At 68.8% G+C, this 18257-nt stretch carries 18 protein-coding genes; 8 read left to right on the top strand and 10 right to left on the bottom strand.

Features of this window, described 5'->3' with window-relative positions; translation table 11 throughout:
• Positions 1 to 52 precede the first annotated feature (52 nt).
• From holA to hpt, 3 genes are read right to left on the bottom strand one after another with little or no spacing between them, the layout of a single operon-like run.
• Positions 53 to 1081 carry a DNA polymerase III subunit delta gene (gene holA / locus ACZ5LB_RS02735; RefSeq protein ID WP_464604631.1) on the bottom strand — a complete coding sequence of 343 codons (1029 nt, stop codon included), beginning with the start codon at positions 1079 to 1081 and terminating at the stop codon, positions 53 to 55.
• A complete protein-coding gene (gene lptE / locus ACZ5LB_RS02730; protein WP_464604630.1) occupies positions 1082 to 1630 on the bottom strand; it encodes an LPS assembly lipoprotein LptE in 549 nt (182 codons plus the stop codon).
• Between the two features lie 9 nt (positions 1631 to 1639).
• Positions 1640 to 2173 (bottom strand): hypoxanthine phosphoribosyltransferase, encoded by a 534-nt coding sequence (gene hpt / locus ACZ5LB_RS02725; RefSeq protein ID WP_464604629.1) that lies wholly within the window; start codon positions 2171 to 2173, stop codon positions 1640 to 1642.
• Positions 2174 to 2314: 141 nt separating this feature from the next.
• On the opposite strand from hpt, the gene ACZ5LB_RS02720 reads away from it, so the two are divergent.
• Genes ACZ5LB_RS02720 through ACZ5LB_RS02710 form a run of 3 tightly spaced genes read left to right on the top strand, consistent with a single transcriptional unit; the run spans position 2315 to position 3896 of the window.
• Positions 2315 to 2902, top strand: a complete 588-nt coding sequence (locus tag ACZ5LB_RS02720; RefSeq protein ID WP_464604628.1) for an RNA polymerase sigma factor — start codon at positions 2315 to 2317, stop codon at positions 2900 to 2902.
• Positions 2899 to 3384 (top strand): hypothetical protein, encoded by a 486-nt coding sequence (locus ACZ5LB_RS02715; RefSeq protein ID WP_464604627.1) that lies wholly within the window; start codon positions 2899 to 2901, stop codon positions 3382 to 3384. Before ACZ5LB_RS02720 ends, ACZ5LB_RS02715 begins: the two co-directional genes overlap by 4 nt.
• Positions 3381 to 3896 carry a hypothetical protein gene (locus ACZ5LB_RS02710; RefSeq protein WP_464604626.1) on the top strand — a complete coding sequence of 172 codons (516 nt, stop codon included), beginning with the start codon at positions 3381 to 3383 and terminating at the stop codon, positions 3894 to 3896. The genes ACZ5LB_RS02715 and ACZ5LB_RS02710 overlap by 4 nt, the downstream gene beginning before the upstream one ends.
• Here the strand turns inward: ACZ5LB_RS02710 and ACZ5LB_RS02705 are convergent, their stop codons facing one another.
• The 6 genes from ACZ5LB_RS02705 to ACZ5LB_RS02680 form a co-directional block, all read right to left on the bottom strand.
• Entirely contained in the window at positions 3897 to 5657 is a 1761-nt protein-coding gene (locus ACZ5LB_RS02705) for a ribonuclease J (RefSeq protein ID WP_464604625.1), read from the bottom strand.
• Positions 5658 to 5666: 9 nt separating this feature from the next.
• Positions 5667 to 6398 (bottom strand): 16S rRNA (adenine(1518)-N(6)/adenine(1519)-N(6))-dimethyltransferase RsmA, encoded by a 732-nt coding sequence (gene rsmA, locus ACZ5LB_RS02700; protein WP_464604624.1) that lies wholly within the window; start codon positions 6396 to 6398, stop codon positions 5667 to 5669.
• A 92-nt stretch (positions 6399 to 6490) separates the two neighbouring features.
• Entirely contained in the window at positions 6491 to 6955 is a 465-nt protein-coding gene (locus tag ACZ5LB_RS02695) for a hypothetical protein (protein ID WP_464604623.1), read from the bottom strand.
• Positions 6952 to 7713 (bottom strand): PilW family protein, encoded by a 762-nt coding sequence (locus tag ACZ5LB_RS02690; protein ID WP_464604622.1) that lies wholly within the window; start codon positions 7711 to 7713, stop codon positions 6952 to 6954. The genes ACZ5LB_RS02695 and ACZ5LB_RS02690 overlap by 4 nt, the downstream gene beginning before the upstream one ends.
• The gene (locus ACZ5LB_RS02685; protein ID WP_464604621.1) at positions 7706 to 7993 is read right to left on the bottom strand and encodes a type IV pilus modification PilV family protein; all 288 of its coding nucleotides are present in this window, start codon (positions 7991 to 7993) and stop codon (positions 7706 to 7708) included. The genes ACZ5LB_RS02690 and ACZ5LB_RS02685 overlap by 8 nt, the downstream gene beginning before the upstream one ends.
• Before the next feature lie 147 nt (positions 7994 to 8140).
• Positions 8141 to 8569 carry a prepilin-type N-terminal cleavage/methylation domain-containing protein gene (locus ACZ5LB_RS02680; protein ID WP_464604620.1) on the bottom strand — a complete coding sequence of 143 codons (429 nt, stop codon included), beginning with the start codon at positions 8567 to 8569 and terminating at the stop codon, positions 8141 to 8143.
• A gap of 321 nt (positions 8570 to 8890) precedes the next feature.
• On the opposite strand from ACZ5LB_RS02680, the gene ACZ5LB_RS02675 reads away from it, so the two are divergent.
• Genes ACZ5LB_RS02675 through ACZ5LB_RS02655 form a run of 5 tightly spaced genes read left to right on the top strand, consistent with a single transcriptional unit; the run spans position 8891 to position 17228 of the window.
• Positions 8891 to 9616: a pilus assembly FimT family protein gene (locus ACZ5LB_RS02675; RefSeq protein WP_464604619.1), complete on the top strand. Its 726-nt coding sequence runs from the start codon at positions 8891 to 8893 to the stop codon at positions 9614 to 9616.
• Complete coding sequence (locus ACZ5LB_RS02670; RefSeq protein WP_464604618.1) at positions 9616 to 10185, top strand: prepilin-type N-terminal cleavage/methylation domain-containing protein; 570 nt, start codon at positions 9616 to 9618, stop codon at positions 10183 to 10185. Before ACZ5LB_RS02675 ends, ACZ5LB_RS02670 begins: the two co-directional genes overlap by 1 nt.
• Positions 10178 to 11341 (top strand): PilW family protein, encoded by a 1164-nt coding sequence (locus tag ACZ5LB_RS02665; RefSeq protein ID WP_464604617.1) that lies wholly within the window; start codon positions 10178 to 10180, stop codon positions 11339 to 11341. Before ACZ5LB_RS02670 ends, ACZ5LB_RS02665 begins: the two co-directional genes overlap by 8 nt.
• A gap of 15 nt (positions 11342 to 11356) precedes the next feature.
• The gene (locus tag ACZ5LB_RS02660) at positions 11357 to 11977 is read left to right on the top strand and encodes a pilus assembly PilX N-terminal domain-containing protein (RefSeq protein ID WP_464604616.1); all 621 of its coding nucleotides are present in this window, start codon (positions 11357 to 11359) and stop codon (positions 11975 to 11977) included.
• A 10-nt stretch (positions 11978 to 11987) separates the two neighbouring features.
• Positions 11988 to 17228, top strand: a complete 5241-nt coding sequence (locus ACZ5LB_RS02655) for a hypothetical protein (protein WP_464604615.1) — start codon at positions 11988 to 11990, stop codon at positions 17226 to 17228.
• Positions 17229 to 17292: 64 nt separating this feature from the next.
• Here ACZ5LB_RS02655 and ACZ5LB_RS02650 read toward each other — a convergent pair whose 3' ends face one another.
• The gene (locus tag ACZ5LB_RS02650; RefSeq protein WP_464604614.1) at positions 17293 to 18255 is read right to left on the bottom strand and encodes a DUF1573 domain-containing protein; all 963 of its coding nucleotides are present in this window, start codon (positions 18253 to 18255) and stop codon (positions 17293 to 17295) included.
• Positions 18256 to 18257 lie beyond the last annotated feature (2 nt).

The following is an 18257-nucleotide window of genomic DNA, read 5'->3' as shown; positions in this document are numbered from 1 at the left end:
GCGTGCTCTAGGTGTAGGTCCGATTCAAAGGATTAACAACTCTTTTTTTGGTTCAGGCCGACCAGGCCCGGCACAGGGCGGTGGTGAGGTTCAGGAGGGGGCTGGGACTGCGGCTGATGGCCATTCCCTTCAGGTCCATGTCGGTCTGGTTCACCAGGTGGAGCAGGCGCCCGGCCCCCTCGGGGCCGATGCGGTTCAGGACCCGGTCATAGCCGTCGAACAGGAAGGCCTGGTTGGGCCCCAGGCCCAGGGCGGCCACCTGGCCGTCACGGCTCTTGACGCCGTTCCGCCGGGCGTCGGCCAGGCGGCAGAGGCGCTCCACCTCCCGGCGCGCCTGGCCCAGGAGCATCAGCGGGGCGCCGCTGGGGTCGTCCTCCACGGCCTGCCGCAGCGCGGCCAGGGCCTGGGGGGCGGACCCGCCCTGCCAGGCCCGGGACCACGCGAAGGCGGTCTGCTCGCCCAGCCTGAACGTCGCCTTGTCCACCAGGTCGGCCTCCACCCTGCGGTCCTCGGCCAGCAGGTCCAGGACCTCCAGGCAGCGGCGCAGGATGCCGGGGTTGCCGCCCATGCGGGCCGCGATGCGCTTGGCCACGCCCGAGCCCAGGCGCAGCCCCAGCCGGGCGGCTTCGGCCTCCACCCACCCCGGGGCCTCCTTCTCGTCCATGGCCCCCAGCTTCAGGACCCTGCCCTGCTTGACCCAGTCGCTGAACGGCTTGGCGCCGAGGATCTTGCCGGGGCCCGCGGAAAGGGCGCCCCGGGCCACCAACAGCAGGCGAGTGGACGGCAAGGGCTCCTGGATGAGGCGCTTGACCGAAGGGGGCAGTTCCTTGGCCCGTTCCAGGAGGTTGTCGGCCTGGGGCACCAGGACCACCCGGTCGGCGCCCAGGGGCGCGGACTCGGTGAGGGCGTTGACCACCTCGGCCCAGGGGCAGCCTTCGGCGCACACCGTGAAGGAGAACACCTCCCATTCCGGGTCCACGTGCACGGCCTTCCAGGCCTCCACCGCGGCCCTGCGGCCGTCGCTGTCCTCCCCGTGGATGAGGGCGTAGGGCGCGTCCAGCCAGGTACCTGGAATGGCCATTCAGTCGCTCCCTTCCAGCAGCTGGGTCAGGAAGCTCTCGGCGAAGTCGTCCGAGAGGGTGCCCAGCACCCGCAGTTCCTGGTTGTTGAAGCTGGCGAAGTTCTGGTCGACGCGGTACTGGTTGGAGAAGGTCAGCCCGGGCCGCTGGACCACCACGTCGCCGGTGACGCCGTCCAGCAGCTGCACCGAGGCCACCACCACAACTTCCACCCGGGTGGCGCTGCCGGCCGAGCCCTTCACGGAGTCGCTGCCCAGGGAGAGACCCAGGGCGCGCACCTCGTAGCGCTCCAGGGCCCCCTGGAGCACCCAGCGGCTGGCCGCGTTCTGGGGCACCAGGCGCCAGGGGGACGCGGCCACGATGCGGTTCTCCAGGGCCTTGCGGAAGGTCTCCTCCGCCCCCAGCCGGGGGGTGTTGTTGCGGAAGGCGGCGATGCGTACGGTCTGCCCCTTCGCCATCCAGGACGCGGCCCGGGGGCGGGTGTCCAGCCGGTGGTAGCCGCAGCCCAGCAGGAGGAGGCCGGCCAGCGCCGGCGCGATTCGACGGGCCATGGGGTGCTTTCAGGCGGGGTTGTAGATGCCCACGTAGGGGAGGTTGCGCAGCTTGCCTTCCAGGTCGAGGCCGTAGCCCACCACGAAGTGGTCCTCGATGGAGAACCCGATGTAGTCCACCGGAACCTCCACGCGGCGCCGGCTGGGCTTGCTGAGCAGGGTGCAGATCCTCAGGCTGGCGGGTTCCCGGTCCAGCAGCAGGTTGCGCACCTTGTGGAGGGTGAGGCCGGTGTCCACGATGTCCTCCACCACCAGGGCGTGGCGGCCCCGGATGGACTTGTCGATGTCGGTGAGGATCTTCACCTCGCCGGTGGACTCCAGGCCGTGGCCGTAGCTGGCCACCCGCATGAAGTTCACGTCCATGTCGAGCTTGATGGCCCGGGTCAGGTCGGCGAAGAAGGGATAGACGCCGTTGAGGAGCCCGATGACGACCAGGTCCTTTCCCGTGTAGTCCCGGGAGATCTCCTCGCCCAGTTCGGCCACGCGGGCGGCGATCTGGGCCTCGGTGAGCAGGGGGTAGATGCGGCTGAGGGAAGCGGACATGGGTTACTCCAGATTCTTTATACCATTCAACCCGGGCCCCGCCCCCGGGGTCTAGTAGGCATGACCCACGTCCGGGTCTTGCGCTTTGCGGGTGGGCCCCTGATGATTACCCTTGCGTTCCCAGCCAGAGACGAGAGGTTGATGCAGCAGGCAGCCCTGGATTCCCCCTATCACGGTCCCGAGATCCAGGAATGGGTCGTGGCCGCGCAGGCCGGGGACCAGGCCGCCTTCGGCAAGCTGGTGGAGCGCTTCCAGCGGGACGTGTACGGCAAGGCCTTCTCCATCCTCAAGAATCACCTGGACGCCGACGATGTGGTGCAGGAGACCTTCCTCAGGGTCTTCCGGGCCCTGCCCGGTTTCCGGTTCGAGTCCTCCTTCCGCACTTGGCTCATCACCATCACCACCCGCCAGGCGCTCAATTTCCTGGGGCGGACCCGGTCCAGCCACGAAAGCCTGGACACCGCCCCCGACGGCCCCGAACACCTGGCGCTCCGGGTGGAGGACAATCAGATGTCCACGCTCCTGGACCAGGAGTCCAGGCGCCTGCTGCGGGACGCCCTCCCGCGCCTGCCCAGGCGCCAGCGCCAGGCCCTCATGCTCAAGATCGAAAATGATTGGAAATACGAACAGATCGCCTCTGAAATGAACATTTCCGTGGGCAGCGTCAAGGCCCACGTGTTCCACGCCATCCAGAACCTGTCGCACCTGATCAAAGGGGGAAGGCCATGATGACCTGCCTTGAAGCCCTCGCCGCCATCGAAGTGGATCCCCTGGACCTGCCGCCCGGGGTGGAGGCCCACGTGAAGGCCTGTGCGGGCTGTTCGGAAGCGAGGGTCACCTGGCTGGCCATGCAGGACGCCCCCACGGCCCTGGCGCCGGCGGGCTATTTCGAGCAGCTGCCCGCGAGGGTGCTGCGCAAGCTGCCCAGCCGCCCCCGGGCGGCCCATCGCCAACCCGCCCTGTGGGCCCTGGCCGCCGGCCTCCTCCTGGCCGTGGGGTTCGGCGGCTTCTGGCTGGGGCGGGCCAACCGCCAGCCCCTGGTGGAGGCCACCTACACACCGCAGACCGTGGAACTGCCCGCCGCGCTGCCCGAAACCCCGTTCCTGGAAGGGGAGGACGAGGTGGCCCTGTTGCGCGGGCTCACCCCCGAGAAGGCCGACACGGTGCTCGAGGGCCTGGAATCCAAGCCCGCCAAGGAAACCAAGCGATGATCCGCCCGGAGGCCCCCGTGATGATGCGCATGGTCCTGATGCTCGGCCTTTCAGCCACCCTGGCCGCCCAGGCCCAGCCCCAGGGGCCGCACCGCACGGGACCCTCCCGTCCCAGCCGGGTCCAGGACCCCCAGTTCATGGCCCGGCTCTTCCAGTGGCGGGTCAACCGCATCTCCCGGGTGCTCGGCCTGACCGAGGACCGGGCCCGGGTCATGGCTGAGAAGTGGGGCCGCTGGGACCGCGAGCACATGGAGCGGGGCCAGCAGACCGCGGAGATCCGCAAGCAGTTCCACCAGATCCTCATGGGCCCCGAGGCCGAGGACGAGAAGAACGTCCGGCTCAAGCCGGTGGTGGACCAGTACATGACCCTGCGCCGCGCCCAGGAGGCTGGCCGCAAGCAGTTCGAGGAGGACATCCGGGCGGGGCTCTCCCCCGCCCAGCAGGCCCGGCTCATCATCGTGATGGAGGAGATCCAGCAGCGGCTGCGGGAGGGGCTCCGGGACGCGAAGTAGCTACCGACGCTTGCGGGGCTTAGCCGGCGGCGGCGGCGGTTCGCCGCTTCCCGTTTCCAGGATCATGGGCACCACCACGGGCCGGGTCTGGGTGGTCTTGCGGATGGTGCGGCGCAGGGACTGGCGCAGGAACTCCACCAGCAGGTCCCGGTCCTTGCGCACCTCCCGCGGGGCCTCCTCGAAGGCGTTCTTCACGGTGGCCCTGAGCAGCTCGGAATAGGCCTGGTCGTCGTTGAGAACCACGAACCCCCGGGTGAGGATGGAGGGCTCCGCGGCCAGGTCCCCGGTCTCGGGATCCACCACCAGCGTCGCGATGACGATGCCGTCCTCCTGGAGGATGAGGCGGTCGTGGATGACCCGGGCGTCCACCATGTGGTCCACGCCCTGGTCCACGAAGCACTTGCCCACGGGGACGCTGCCGGCCTCCTTGACCCTGCCGTCCTTGAAGAGGCGCAGGCACTCGCCGCCGTCCAGAAAGAGGATGTGCTCCTTGTCGTAGCCCATGGACGCGGCCAGCTGGGCGTGCACCTTGAGGTTCCGGAAGGTGCCGTGCACCGGCACCATGTGGCGCGGGCGCACCATGGAGATCATCTCGGCCGAATCGGGACGGTGGCCGTGGCCCGTGGCGTGGACGACGCCCAGGCCCTCCAGGGTGGTCTCCGCGCCCAGGCGGGCCGCGGTGTCCAGCGTGCGGGAGATGCTCACCTCGTTGCCGGGGATGGCGCGGGAGCTGAGCAGGAGCCTGTCGCCTTCGACCATCTTGATGCCCTTGACCTCGCCCTTGAGGATGCGCTGCAGGGCGGCCATCTCCTCGCCCTGGGAGCCGGTGCACAGCACGGCGACCTTCTTGGCGGGGAAGAGGGGGACCTCCTTGGGCTCGATGAAGAGGTCGTCGGGAAGCGCCAGGCGCTTGAGGCTCCGGGCCACGGCGACGTTGCGTTCCATGGAGCGCCCCAGGAGGCAGACCTTGCGGCCCTCCTCGTAGGCCAGGTCCAGAAAGATCTGGATGCGGTGGATGTTGGAGCTGAAAGTCGCCGTGAAGAGCTTGCCCTTGGTGGCGCGGAAGGCGTCCCGCAGGCCGCCGCGGCATTCCTCTTCGCTGGGGGTGGGCTTCGTGTTGAGGATGTTGGTGGAATCCGACAGCAGCACCGCCACGCCCGCGTCGCCCAGCTCCTTCAGGCGCGCGGTGCCGGTGAGGCGCCCGTCCACGGGGGTGGGGTCCAGCTTGTAGTCGCCGGTGTGCACCACCACGCCCCAGGGGGTGTGCAGGGCGATGGCGCACGCGTCCGGAATGCTGTGGGTGACGGGGATCCACTCGGCCTGGATCTCGCCGCGGCCCACCTTGACCCGGGCGAAGTCCTCCACCACGTGCATGTGCCTGGGGCTCCAGAGGTCGTGCTCCTTCAGCTTCCCCTCCAGGATGCCCATGGTGAAGGCGGTACCGTAGACCGGCACGGGCCAGCGTTCCAGGAAGTAGGGCAGCGCGCCCAGGTGGTCCTCGTGGCCGTGGGTGAGCAGCACCGCGTCGATGCGGTCCGCGAAGGGCTCCAGGTAGGCGAAGTCGGGGATGATGCTGTCGATGCCGGGCTGGTCCTCGGAGGGGAAGAGCTGACCGCAGTCCACCAGGAAAAGGCTCTTGGCGGTGTGGACGACCAGGGCGTTCATGCCGAATTCCCCCAGGCCGCCGATGGGGATGAGCCGCAGCTCGTCCTTGGCGGGGGGGTTCTGCCAGTCGATGAAGGGGGGGGAGGAGAAATCCATTTAATGCTTTCAGGAAAGGGCGTGGAACAGTTCGAGCCACGTGCGGGGAGGGATCGCTTCCGCCCGCACGGCGGGCGCAAGGCCCTGGGCGGCGAGGAGATCCTGGATCTTTTCGGGGGGCAGCCAGCCCTGCCAGTTGTTGGCGAGGGTCTTGCGGCGGTGGTTGAAGCTCCGGTGCAGGAGGGCCAGCAGGTCCCGGCGGACCTCCAGGGCCGGCGCGCCGGGAAGGGGTTCGAAGAGCAGCACGGCCGAATCCACCTTGGGCGCCGGACGGAAGGCCCCCGGCCCCAGCTTCAGGACCCGGGTCACCCGGCAGCAGAGCTGGGCCAGCACGGAAAGGGGGCCGTAGTCCTTGGTGGAGGGCTTCCCCAGGATCCGCTGGGCCACCTCCAGCTGGAACATGAAGACCATGCGCTCCCAGGGCACCGGCTCCGTCAGGAAGCGGCCCAGGATGGCGGTGGAGGCGTTGTAGGGGAGGTTCCCGGCGACGGTGAAGGCCGGTCCCTCCGGCAGGGGAGCGTGAACGGCGTCCCCGTGGATCAGGTGGAAGGTCGCGACCCCCTGGAAGCGCTGCTCCAGGACCGCCACGGCCTCCGGATCCAGTTCCACCGCCCACAGGGGGCGCCCGTCCTCCAGGAGCGGCGCGGTGAGCACGCCGGGGCCGGGGCCGATCTCAAGGATCCGGGTGGCCGGACTGGCCAGCACGGACCCCACGATGGCCTGAATGGCGGACGCCTGCACAAGGAAATGCTGGCCGAACCCTTTCTTCGGTATCAGTTTCAGGGGTTCGGCGATATCAAGCTCCACGGATTCAGCTTAGCAGGCTCCCGGCTTCAGCGGACGATCCGCCACGCTCGTCTGACTGGTGGCCCCCTTTCCTCCGGGATCGTCACGTAAACCTCCCGGGTCTGCACGAAAGGACGGGGCCCCAGCGCCCGGCCCACCACCTTCAGGCGCCAGAGCCCCGAGCCCGGCCACCGGCGCGCCGGACCCAGGAAGTGCGCCCGCACCTCGCCCTCCTGGGCGGGCTCCCGGGAAAAGACCCAGGGGGGCACCGCCAGGGCGAAGCCGGCCTCCCGGGCCCGGTCCTCCCCCCCGCCCGGCTCCGGAAGGTTCTTCCAGCCCTCCCGCATGAACCAGGCTTCGGCGCCGTCGGCGGCCAGGGACGCCCAGATCCCCCGCAGGGCCTCCCCTTCCACCACCAGGTCCCGCAGCACGGCCCGGTGCACCATCCAGGCCGTGCCCGCGCACAGCGCCAGCACCGCCATGGCCATGAGGAGGGCGGCGCCGCCCCTCAACGCGGGGGCCCGTTCCGGGGAACCCGGGCCACCACCAGGGCGCACCGCTCCCCGGCGGGGCCCCGGGCTTCCAGGGTCACCTTCACCGCCGGGGACCCCGCCTCCAGGTCCACCCAGAAGGCCTCCATGCGCTCCGCCACCACCCGGGCCCGCCCCCCGCCGCACCGGCGCACCAGGTTCGAGCCCTCGAGGCGGTAGGCCTGGGTGCGCCGGAGGCGCAGGAACGCCACGGGCGCCCCATCCCCGTGGGCCCGGGGAACCTCCCCCTCCAGGGCCGCCACGATCGCCTCTCCCGTTTCCCGGGACCGGAGGTCCAGCGGCCCCGTGAGCCGGAGGGCCTCCCAGGCTCCGTCCTCCACGAGCAGCACATCCCCCGCCTGCAGCTTCACGGGCCCGTCGGCGCTCACCCGGACACGGCGGGTGAGGGGCGCCGGGTCCCCCACCGGGAGCGGGGCGTCCAGGCGGCCCCGATGGGGAGCCACCTCGTCCTTCAGGATGATCAGTTCCCCCGACGGACCCACGGCCACCCCCGGCCCCCCCAGGGGCTCCCCGAAGGGAACCTGGAAGCCCGCCTCCTGCAGGTCCCAGGAGAGCTGGTCCGCGGCCCGGCGCAGCCCCCGGCGGAGCGCCACCCGCTCTGCAGTCCGGCCCAGGGTTTCATAGCAGGCCTTCAGGAAAAGAAGTAAGCCGGCGGTAAGGCATGCCATGAGAAGGAGCGCCACCATCAGTTCCACCAGGGTGTGCCCCCGCTCAGTCATGGCCCACCCAAACGTCCAGCCGGAGCGTGCCCCCGGGCCAGGACACCCGGGCCTCCCGCCGGTCCCCCACCTGGCCCACCGCCACCGCCACCGGACCCCGGGAGCCGGGCGGCTCCCCTTCCAGGGCCCCCAGGGCCGCCCACCGGGCCTGCAGGCGCACATCCACGCCCGCCCCCGCCCGCGCGGTGCCTTCCACCAGCCTGCCGATTCCGCCCAGTGCGAGCCCGGCGACCGCCATGACTGTCATCACCTCGATCAGGGAAAACCCGCCGTGACCCATGGCCCCCTCCGGCGCCCAGCATGGGCCCGGAACCCGCGCGGGGCCCGGCCTTCGCAGGTGGTGCAGGCGCAGAACCTGGACCGGCGGCCGTCCGCCGTTACCGGCACGGGGCGGGGGCGGATGTTCCTTTCGTTTCCAGCGGGCGGACTAGTGGAGTTCGTACACCGTGGAGCCGTTCTGATTGGTGGTGTAGACCGTCGCGCTGTTCAGGGTCGTATCCCTGACGTCCAGCTGGTAGGTGAGGCCCGTGGCGCCCACGGTCACGGTGTAGGCCATGCGGGTCGTGCCCCGGTTCACGATGAACGAGGGGGCCGGGTTCACGGAGGCCGCCGGGGCGGCGGTGGCCGTCCAGGTGTAGGCCGCGTTGGCGGGGCCGTACACACCCGCGTCGGCCTTGCGGCTTTCCAAGGCCATGCGCAGGACCGCCGCGTTGGCCCTGGCGTCGCCGATCATGCGGGCCCGGCGGCGCTGGCCCAGGAACGAGGGGATGGCGATGGCGGAAATGATCCCGATGATGGCCAGGACCAGGAGCAGCTCGATCAGGGAGAATCCTTCTGATTTACGAGTACGGGTCATGACTCGGCTCCTGGTTGTGGGTCGTTGGAATGGACGCCCTCACTGGCAAGGGATCATCTCAGAAGATAATCCATACCGGCCTTCCGGCAGCGGGAAAAAAGAGGGGTCCGCTGCCGGGACGACGCCCGGCGAAGGATCCAATCGCTGCCGTGCGAGGCGTTGATGCCAGCCGGCGGGGTGTATAAAAAGGGGTCACACCCCGGCTCGGCACGGGTCCGGAGGGCCAATCATGTTTTCTAATTTTTGTTATTGTTAATTTTATATTCGGACGTGGTGACCTTTTGATTGATTCATCCTTTGATGAACCAAAAAGGACGCCCCATGCCCCCCCCTGCCCGATCCAACAGCGGATATTCCCTGACTGAACTTCTGGTGGTCCTGGCCATCGTCGGGATCCTGGCGGTGGCGGGTGTGGTCCTGATCGGGGACCGCTCGGGCACCTCGGTGCGGGCCACCCTGGACGAACTGGAAGGCACCCTCGCCAGCGCCCACAAGCAGGCCATGGCCGCGGGCACGGATGTGCGCGTGGCCACCCACGGGGACTGGTCCGCGGCCAACCCGATGATCATGACCTACGGCAACGCCACCCTTCCCCTGGCCACCCTCCTCGCAAACGGCCGGAACCAGTCGGAATCCTTCCGGGTGGCCGCCAACGCCACCGGCCTCCTGAGGGAGCACCTGAACGTCGAGGTGGTGACCAACGCCAACGCCGCGGCCTGGACCGCCGCCGCGGTGGGCAACGACAGCATCACCACCGTGCCGCCCTTCAACGACGCCGCGACCGGCTTCCAGGGCATCCTTGCCGTGGCCGCCCAGAACCTCTTCCAGGGCGGCACCACGGACAATGGCGTGCTCATCAGCGGCGCCAACAAGCGGTTCACGTCCAATTTCTTCATCCAGGTGATCAGCAGCCGCAACGGGGCTCCCGTCGCCGGCGGTCCCATGGGTCTCATCGTGGTGCTGGCCAACGGGGGCACCATCTACAAGTTCTACAACCCGGGCGTCATGAGCGGCAGCTTGAACGCAGGCAAGTGGAGGAAGATCTGATGACTACGCGCTCAATTCCCCGTGGGCGGTCCGCGCAGGCCGGCTTCAGCATGGTGGAGATGCTCATGGCGGCCTTCGTGCTGGCGGTGGGCATCCTCGGCATTTCCATGCTCCAGACCATGTCCCTGAAGGCTGCCCGGGGCAGCAAGAGCCTCACCAACGCCGTGCAGATCGCGGACCGGATCATGGACCAGATCGAAGCCGAGGGGCGCCTGAGCTGGCTCAACCTCACGGCCACGAATTTCGGCCCCCCGGGCGCCCTGCCCACCCTCACCTTCGTGAACAAGGGCGCCACCCAGTACCTGGCCTACAACGAGACCTACGACGCCACCACCAACCTGAGCAGCGTCGCGCCGGCCACCACGGCCCCCGTGGCGGGCAAGCCCGCGCTCTCTCCCACCGTCCGCTACGTGGCCACCATCGTGGAAGGCACCACCACCACCGTCGCCGGTGGCACGGGATCCACCACCAGCTACCAGGTGACGGTCGAGTTCGCGGACGACGTGGACGCCGCGGGCACGCGTGCGGTGCGGACGGTCAACATCTCCCGGAGCATCCTCCATGGCTAGGCGGCCCACCTTCTCAGCTTCCGACGGCTTCTCCCTGGTGGAGATGATGGTCGCCCTCCTCTTCGTCATGATCCTCATGGCGGGGATGACGACGGTCTTCCGGTCCACCCTCAACACCTTCACCCAGACCGGGGAGAAGCTCTCCAGCGCCCGGCGCAACCGCATGTCCATCGACCTGCTCTACGACGACCTGAACAACGCCGGGATGTACCTCACCGACCTGTCCATTCCCACCCAGTACTCCACGACGAACGAAGGCTTCTTCATTCTTCCGGACGCCAAGGCCGCCGCCGGCGCGCCCATTCCGGGTGTCACGCAGGGCGCCGACGAGCTGTTCTTCTGCATGGACGAGGCGCTGCCCTTCGAGGCCACCCTTAAGGTCGCCGGCACCCCGCCCAAGTCCGCCGCGCAGCTGGTAATGGAAACCGCCGCCGCCACCACCGCGGACTTCACCTACACCCTGAACTGCAAGGACATCTCCTACGCCAAGCAGGTGGCGGTGGGGCAGACCCTGATCTTCAAGGACACTTACGATCCCGTCTACATCGCCAGCATCCCCAGCCCTCCCACCGACGGCGACGTGACGGTCATCGTCGGGGCCGACCCGTCGGCCAACACCACCGGCAGCGGGGCCTCGGGCCTGCCCAACAAGGCGCCGCACATCGCGGGCACCTCCACCGTCTTCGTGCGCGGCAAGCAGCAGGTCAGGTACTCCATCGTGCCCCTGAACCTGGATCCCGCGAACAGCACGGCGTCCACCCTCTGCCTGGTGAGGGACCAGGGCCTCTACCTGTCTTCGGGCTTCACCCCCACCCTGCCCCAGCAGATCGTCACCGAGAACGTCTCGGGTTTTCGGGTCTTCATCAGCGGCGACGCCGGCAAGACCTGGGTGGGCGGCCCGGGCTACACCACCTGGGCGGCCATGAAGGCCGGCCTCAACGCCCAGCTCGCCGTGTCGGGCCGCCCCGACTACACGTCCATCGGCACCGACCTCAACTGGTTCAGGTCGGTCCCCGTGATGGTCCGGATCGACGTCACCACCCGCACCTCCAGACAGCGCCCGGAGTATTCGGCCTCCGGCACCACCCTCGCCTACCAGGAACAGGTCCAGAGCGTCGTCATGGTCCCGCGCCATTTCGGCCTTTCGATGAATTGAACGGAGTCGACGAACATGCGCAAACCATCGGAACGGAACCGGAGCGAGGCGGGCGGGATCACCATCCTGGTCGCCCTCATGCTGCTGGTCTTCATCACCCTCACCGCGGTGGGCATGTCCCGGAACTCGTTCCGGGAGGTGGTCATCTCCGGCACCACCCGCCAGGGCTCCCTGGCACGGAATCTTGCGGATTCGGGCATGGAATGGTCCATCTTCTGGATGGATGACAAGAACCGGGCCACCGCGCCCAGCGGTCCCGAAGGGAACCTCAACGCGCTGCGCGCCTCCCTCCTGCAGGCCAACGGCCTTTCGGGGAAGGCCTGGGACCTGATGTCACCGGGCTCCCTCTACAACCCCGCGTCCGCCGACGACGCGGTGGCCCTGCCTGCCGTCACCACCCCGGCCGGGACGGTCATGAACCAGGCCTTCGCCGCCGGCCTGACCCGCATGGGCAAGCTGCCCATGGCCAACCAGAGCCAGGGCGTCGGGGACGGGTCCTTCAAGCCGGCCACGGGCGAGCAGAGCAACCTGCTTCCCGACCTCTGGGCCTTCCGGGCCGATGCGCGTGTGTCTGTGGGTGGCGTCACCTTCATCCACGCCAAGGAACTCTGGGTCTCAACCGCGATCAGCCAGTAGGAGCATCCCCATGGCCATCCGAATCCGCCCCACGCTCACGGCCCTGTTCATGGCGCTGGCCCTGCCCGCCATGGCCCAGCTGGACCCCAAGCTCCAGGGCAGCAAGACGGACTTCCTGAACCTGTACCAGCAGTCCACCAACACCAAGGTGAAGCCTGAGGTCCTGACCATCTTCGACTTCTCGGGGTCCATGGAAACCCTCATGTTCCACCCGCTCTTCAGGAATGCCGACATCGGGGACAACGATCCCTACCGGAACATGAGCTTCACGCTCCACCCGGCGGTGGTGGCCGTGCCGGGCGTGAACACCTACACCATCCGTGCCCAGGCCCGGGGCTGCGCGAACACCTACGCTACTTACACCGTCACCGTCAACGGCGCGGGCGCCGTGGACGTCAGCAGCCTGGGCCCCAACTGCTCCTCGTCCAGCGTGTACCCCATCCGGGTGCGGTCGGTGGGCGGATCCGGCACCGGCAAGGCCACGGCGACGGCCAACCTCACCGTGGGCGGCGGCATCACCGGCCAGGTGAACACCCCGGCCTCGAGCTACACCATCACCCAGGCCAACGGCACCACCACCACCAACCCCATCACCATCTCGCCCAGCACGGTCTCGGCGGGATCGGCGGTGGTCCTGACCACCTACCTCAAGACCACGCGCAGCACCCGCAGCCTGGAATGGTCCACCGACGGCGGCAACACCTGGACCGCCGGCGCCACCACGGGCGTCGGTGGCTCACTCTACCGGTCCGATTTCACCTTCAACGTTCCGGCCGCCTCGGCCTACACCATCACGAACATCACCACCTCCGCCACCTCCTTCACGGCCGGGGCCAGCGTCACCTTCAACGCCGCCCTCACCCAGCGCGGCTCGGATTCCGTCATCAGCTGGTCGGACGGAGCAGGCCACACGGGGACGGGCACGAGCTTCGTCTGGCAGGTCCCCGCCTGGGATCCGGGCGTTTCCGGCGCCCCCGCCTACGTTACGGCTGCGCTGGACCCCCGTGGAAGCAAGGTACCTGGCGCGACCTACCTCACCTCGACGCTCTCCAACGGCGCCCTGGTGAAGCCGGACGGGAGCCTCGTCACCGAAGCCGACGCGGCATCGGCCAATTCCGGCTCTGGCCTCCACGGGGCCTCGTACGGCTCCAGCGACGTGCGGAACTGGGTGCGGGCCGCCAGCCACGTGCGGTTCGTGGCAGCCGTGGGCACGGACTCCCGCAGCATCGACATCCCCATTCCGTGGAAGATCACAAACAAGGATTCCTCGGGCAACCCCCTGAGTTCCTGGACGGTGCTTGACCGCCAGACCAAGACCGCCGCCGACGGCACCGTTACCAACTACGGCAGCGGCACCCAGATCGAGATGGACACCAACTACACCTTCGACGCGGGCGACGACGTGCTGGACGGGGACGCCTACCAGGAGACCTACACCACCCTCAGCACCGTTGTCTACAAGCCTGCCTACGTCAGCTGGCTCTTCAACGGCAAGTACACCGTCGGCACCTATGCCGGGAAGTACATCGTCTTCGACTCGGCCAACCCGAGCCTCGCGGGCGGCCAGAGCCTGGTGTCCTGGGGCCAGGGATACGGCGCCACGGCCGGCGACAGCACGATGAAGGTTCCGACCTACAATCTGGACGGCAGCTACACCGGCACCGAGACCAACCAGTTCGCCAGGGACAACGTCCTTCCCGCCCTTACCCGGGCGCAGGCCTCCAAGCGCGCGGCGATCACCACCTGGATCCAGTTCCAGGCGGACGTGATCTGGGCATTCCGCTTCCTGGACACCGCCTCGGAGAGCAACCCCACCTACAAGACCACCATCAACAACGACAGCGCCACCACGCAGACGGTCCCCAATACCTTCACCACCTGGCAGCGCGGCACCGATTCGGCCTGGAAGGTCCTCAACAACACCACCGCCCAGGGCATCACGTCCACCTCCGGCAATTCCGTGACGGGCATGAAGCGCATCGCCGCCCTCTTCGCCGACAATGGCACGCCCCTCACCTACGCCATGGCCCGCGGCCTGGCCCAGTTCACCGATCCCGACAGCGTCTTCAACTCCGTGGAGATCGGGGCCGACGCGCCGTCCCAGTGCATGAACCACTTCCTGATCCTGTTCACCGACGGCGCGGACAACAACAACACCGGCACCAACAACCCCAACGGAACGACGCCCTACTTCATCACCTCCTCGGGCGTCAGCAGCATCGACGCCGTGGCCGGCAACAAGGCCGTCATCGCCTCCCCCACGAACGTCGACCGGAGCGGATCCTGGTGGAACCTGTTCACCTTCGCCGGGATCGCCGCCCACCTGGGCGACACGTCCCTGGGCACCCCGGGCGTGGACTACCTTGCCTCGGTCGATCCGGGGCTCCCGGGCTCCGCCGTCAAGAGCGGGACGCCCTCCTCCTTCCTGCCCTTCTCCCTCTTCCGACGCATGACCACCCAGTTCACCAAGCCCCACCTGGTCACCACCATGACCGTCGGGGTGAGTCTGGCCGGTCAGTACACCGACGCCGCCAGCCCCAAGCGCAGCCTCTTCCTGGCCGCCGCGGTGGGCGACCCCACCCTCTCCTCCTGGAACGATGCGAGCACCCTCACCCCCTTCCAGTGGGACCCCACCCTCAACGACGGCAACGGGGGCCGGGTTTCCGGATCCCTCTACTTCTTCGACGCCACCAATCCGGACAACCTCAGCAACAGCCTCGTCTACGCCATCAAGTCCGCCGTGGGCGCGTCGAACATCAACACCGTGACCAACCCCAACACGCCCTATGTGGGGGCCGCGCTCTCCGGCGAAATCTTCATCGGCAAGTTCCAGCCCCCCCCCAACGGCGGATCGGTGTGGACCGGCGACCTGCTCATGTTCGGCACGCGCCTGGCTAACGACACCCTCCAGTTCCTGGACCGCTTTGGCGCAGTCACCACCACCATCGACAGCAACACCGCGCAGTGGTCCGCCCTGCAGGCGCTGTCCGCGAACCGCTCCTGGAAGGACCGCCATCTCTACACCCGCATCCCCGCCACCAGCGCCAACCCCAACCCCGGCCTCACGTCCTTCACCTACACCGGCACGGCCTACACGGACGCCACCAACGGACTGCAGAATTTCGTGTGCCGGGCCAGCAACAACCCCGGCCTGTCGACCTACACCGCCGGGAGCGCGATCCAGCAGCAGGTCATCCAGTGGGCCATGGGCGGGGACACCACCAACCTTGATTCCAGCGGCATCGCCAAGACCAACCGCCCCAACATCATGGGGGACATCGTCAATTCCTCCCCCGCGGTGCTGGAGTACCAGTTCAGCGACGTGTCGAGCAGCCTGACCCCGGCCCTCTCCGGCGTCGGCGGCTCCCGCTTCCGCCTCGTGCTCGTGGGCACCAACCAGGGCTTCCTCCACGCCTTCGGCGAGGTGGTCAAGCAGGACAACGCCGTCAGCGGCAACACGTCCACGCCCATCATCACCAAGGGCGCGGTGGACGAGCTCTGGAGCTTCATGCCCACGGACTTCCTGGGCTACCTGGACCAGTTGACCGTGACCAGCAATCCCCACCGCTTCCTCACCGACGGGGCCCCGGTCATCTACCACCTGGACCTGCCCCCGGCCTCCGGCGGTCCCGCGGACGGCATCCAGCAGGTCACGTCCTCCCCCGGGCCCGAACGCGCCCTGGTGATTTTCGGTCTGGGCAAGGGCGGCCGCAGCTACTACGCCCTGGACATCCACAACCCCTACACGCCCACCCTCAAGTGGTCCCTGGTTCCCGGCGAGGCCATGCTCAACGACGCCTCCGGAGCCAGCGTCCTGGGAGCCAGGATCCTCCCCCGGCCCGGCGCCCCCACCGTCGCCACGGTCCAGAACGTCGTCCGGAACATGGGCTTCTCCACCTGCACGCCCAGCGTCGCCCGCATCACGCTCACCGATTCCTCGGGCCTGCCCGTCGTGCGTGACGCCGTGTTCTTCGGCGGAGGCTTCAGCGTCCCCGAGATCGAGGCGAACTTCCTGGACGCCAACAGCAAGCCCACCCCCATGGGCCGCTCCATCCTGGCGCTGGACGCCTACACCGGCCAGATCCTCGCCGCGGTGGACCTCACGGCGCTGACCACCGCCGACCCCTCCGGCAACGCCATGCCCCCCGGTCCCGTGGTCCGGGGCCTGGTCCCCTTCGAGTTCATCCTGAATTCCGGCATGGCCCAGCGGGCCTACTTCCTCGACTACTGGGGCGGCCTCTGGTCCTGGGGCAGCCAGAAGACGGACACCAATTCCGTCATCCCCACCACCACCACGCCCAACCCCACCTACAAGTACCGCATCGACAGCTCCGACCTGGCGGCCTGGACCGTGGACGGTTCCGCCACCTCGTCCCCCGGCATCCGCCTCGTGGCCAAGGACCTCAGCGGCAGCGCCGTGGCCCTGTCGAACTACACGGTCACCCAGCGCTACTACAGCGAGGCCCTCTACTCGACCCTCCCCGCGCCGTTCCGCGTGGGCGAGTTCCCGGGCAAGTCCTTCAATGCGACGGGCCCGGTGCCCGCCACCGTGGGCATCGCCATCGAGAGCGGCGACAAGAACAATCCGCTGGACTACGCCTACACCGCCGCCGTGCCCAAGCCCGGGCACCACCGGCTGTCGGTGGTCTTCGACCGCCAGGACAGCGCGGCCTGGGGCGCCTCCGCCAACCCCATCGCCATCTCCCCCACCTCCACGGCGGTCTTCAATGCCTTCCCCTCCGGCGTTTCCTACCAGTTCGGCAACGGGATCATCACGCCGGGCAACGCCAGCTACTACCTCGCCCCGACGCCCTCGTCCGGAACGAAGTTCGGGTACTACGTCAACTTCCCGGACGCGGATACCGCCACCGGCCTGGTGCCCAAGGCCCTCAATCCCCCGCTGGTGGTCGCAGGGAGCCTCTTCTGGTCCTACTTCGGCCCCACCGCCGCGGACCCCTGCACCGGCGGCAGCGGCTTCACCCACAGCAACCTGATCTGCGACGTGCTCAACCCCATCGTCAAGGACACCCGCACCAACATGGCCTGCCTGAGCAACACCGACAAGTTCGTCCCCGTCGGGGTGGCTTCGGACTTCATGGCCCTGGGCACCCGGGGCGCCATCCAGATCGGCACGAAGATGGTGGTCAATCCCGCCGCCGGGGCCAGCAAGACGGCCCTCACCGCCACCACCATCGGGGGCAAGTCGAGCAACCAGTACCCCAAGGCCCGGGTTTGGCGCACGGTGCATTGACGCCCCGTCCCTGACCAGACCGGGGGCCGGCGGAAGGGAATCCTTCCGCCGGCCCCTTCCCGTTCTACCGGAGCACCATCGAGAACCGGATCGTCAGCTCCCGCCCGCCTTCCAGGGCCAGGATCACCTGCTCTTCCCAATTACCCGCCGGCAGGGCCCCCCCCACCACGAAGCGCAGCTTCTGCCGGGGCGCCGCTCCGGGCAGGTCCGGCACCCGGATGAGGGGATGGGTGGACCGGGCCGAAAGGATCCGGAAGGGCCTGCCGTCGCGGCTGCGCAGGGTCACGTCGCAGGGGACGTCCCGGCCGGCGGGCTCGGCCAGGGCCACCCGCGGAGGTTCGGCGATCACGGGGGCGAGCTTTTCCCAGGTGACCCGCAGGTTGACGACGGAGGGATTGGGGTTGGCCACGCGCAGCGCGATGGTGTCGGTGCCCGATTCCTTTCCGGGCGGCAGGTTGCGGGCCAGCAGGTCCAGGTCCACGTAGACGTCCTTGCCCACGGGGCGGGTGGCCACGCCCAGCCAGGGCGCCTCGGAAAGCTCGGCGTCCAGCACCGCGATGGGCTCGCCGGTGCCCGAGGTGAGCTTCACCGAACGCTTGCGGCGGTCCTTGCGAGCCAAGTCCCGGAAGGCGATCTCCTGCGTCGCCGGGATGACCTCGGCGAGGACGTCGGCCTCCACCGCCAGGGTCCGGCTGGCCCCGGCCGGGTCGTCGGTGACGAGCTCGATGAACTTCTTCAACGGGCCCCGGTACCCCGAGGCGTCGAGCACCACCTCCAACTCCGTGCCCTCCCCGGGTCCGAGCGTGTCCCGGCCCACCACGGTGGAGGTGCATCCGCAGGAGGCATTCACCCGCAGGATCCGCAGCGGGGCGTCGCCGGCGTTGGTGATCCGGAAGCGGTGGGCCACCTTGGCCCCGGCCCGGATCCGGCCGAAGTCGTGCCGCTCGGCGTCCAGCGCCAGCCGCTGCTGGGCCAGGCAGGTCACGGGCACGGCGGCCAGGAGCAGGAGGAGTGGGGTCCTGATCATGC

The sequence above is a fragment of the Mesoterricola sp. MK458 genome, from assembly GCF_055384935.1.
The sequence above is the reverse complement of the archived record's forward strand: the minus strand, read 5'-3'. Positions and strand labels throughout refer to the sequence as shown.

What these genes read in the sequence shown, in the direction of transcription:
- ACZ5LB_RS02720 (WP_464604628.1), top strand. Translation starts at nt 2,315, where the DNA reads ATGCAGCAGGCAGCCCTGGATTCCCCCTATCACGGTCCCGAGATCCAG.
- ACZ5LB_RS02715 (WP_464604627.1), top strand. Translation starts at nt 2,899, where the DNA reads ATGATGACCTGCCTTGAAGCCCTCGCCGCCATCGAAGTGGATCCCCTG.
- ACZ5LB_RS02660 (WP_464604616.1), top strand. Translation starts at nt 11,357, where the DNA reads ATGCGCAAACCATCGGAACGGAACCGGAGCGAGGCGGGCGGGATCACC.
- hpt (WP_464604629.1), bottom strand. Translation starts at nt 2,173, where the DNA reads ATGTCCGCTTCCCTCAGCCGCATCTACCCCCTGCTCACCGAGGCCCAG.
- ACZ5LB_RS02705 (WP_464604625.1), bottom strand. Translation starts at nt 5,657, where the DNA reads ATGGATTTCTCCTCCCCCCCCTTCATCGACTGGCAGAACCCCCCCGCC.
- ACZ5LB_RS02670 (WP_464604618.1), top strand. Translation starts at nt 9,616, where the DNA reads ATGACTACGCGCTCAATTCCCCGTGGGCGGTCCGCGCAGGCCGGCTTC.
- ACZ5LB_RS02655 (WP_464604615.1), top strand. Translation starts at nt 11,988, where the DNA reads ATGGCCATCCGAATCCGCCCCACGCTCACGGCCCTGTTCATGGCGCTG.
- ACZ5LB_RS02685 (WP_464604621.1), bottom strand. Translation starts at nt 7,993, where the DNA reads ATGGGTCACGGCGGGTTTTCCCTGATCGAGGTGATGACAGTCATGGCG.
- ACZ5LB_RS02650 (WP_464604614.1), bottom strand. Translation starts at nt 18,255, where the DNA reads ATGATCAGGACCCCACTCCTCCTGCTCCTGGCCGCCGTGCCCGTGACC.
- ACZ5LB_RS02680 (WP_464604620.1), bottom strand. Translation starts at nt 8,569, where the DNA reads ATGACCCGTACTCGTAAATCAGAAGGATTCTCCCTGATCGAGCTGCTC.
- ACZ5LB_RS02675 (WP_464604619.1), top strand. Translation starts at nt 8,891, where the DNA reads ATGCCCCCCCCTGCCCGATCCAACAGCGGATATTCCCTGACTGAACTT.
- ACZ5LB_RS02710 (WP_464604626.1), top strand. Translation starts at nt 3,381, where the DNA reads ATGATCCGCCCGGAGGCCCCCGTGATGATGCGCATGGTCCTGATGCTC.
- ACZ5LB_RS02665 (WP_464604617.1), top strand. Translation starts at nt 10,178, where the DNA reads ATGGCTAGGCGGCCCACCTTCTCAGCTTCCGACGGCTTCTCCCTGGTG.
- lptE (WP_464604630.1), bottom strand. Translation starts at nt 1,630, where the DNA reads ATGGCCCGTCGAATCGCGCCGGCGCTGGCCGGCCTCCTCCTGCTGGGC.
- ACZ5LB_RS02690 (WP_464604622.1), bottom strand. Translation starts at nt 7,713, where the DNA reads ATGACTGAGCGGGGGCACACCCTGGTGGAACTGATGGTGGCGCTCCTT.
- holA (WP_464604631.1), bottom strand. Translation starts at nt 1,081, where the DNA reads ATGGCCATTCCAGGTACCTGGCTGGACGCGCCCTACGCCCTCATCCAC.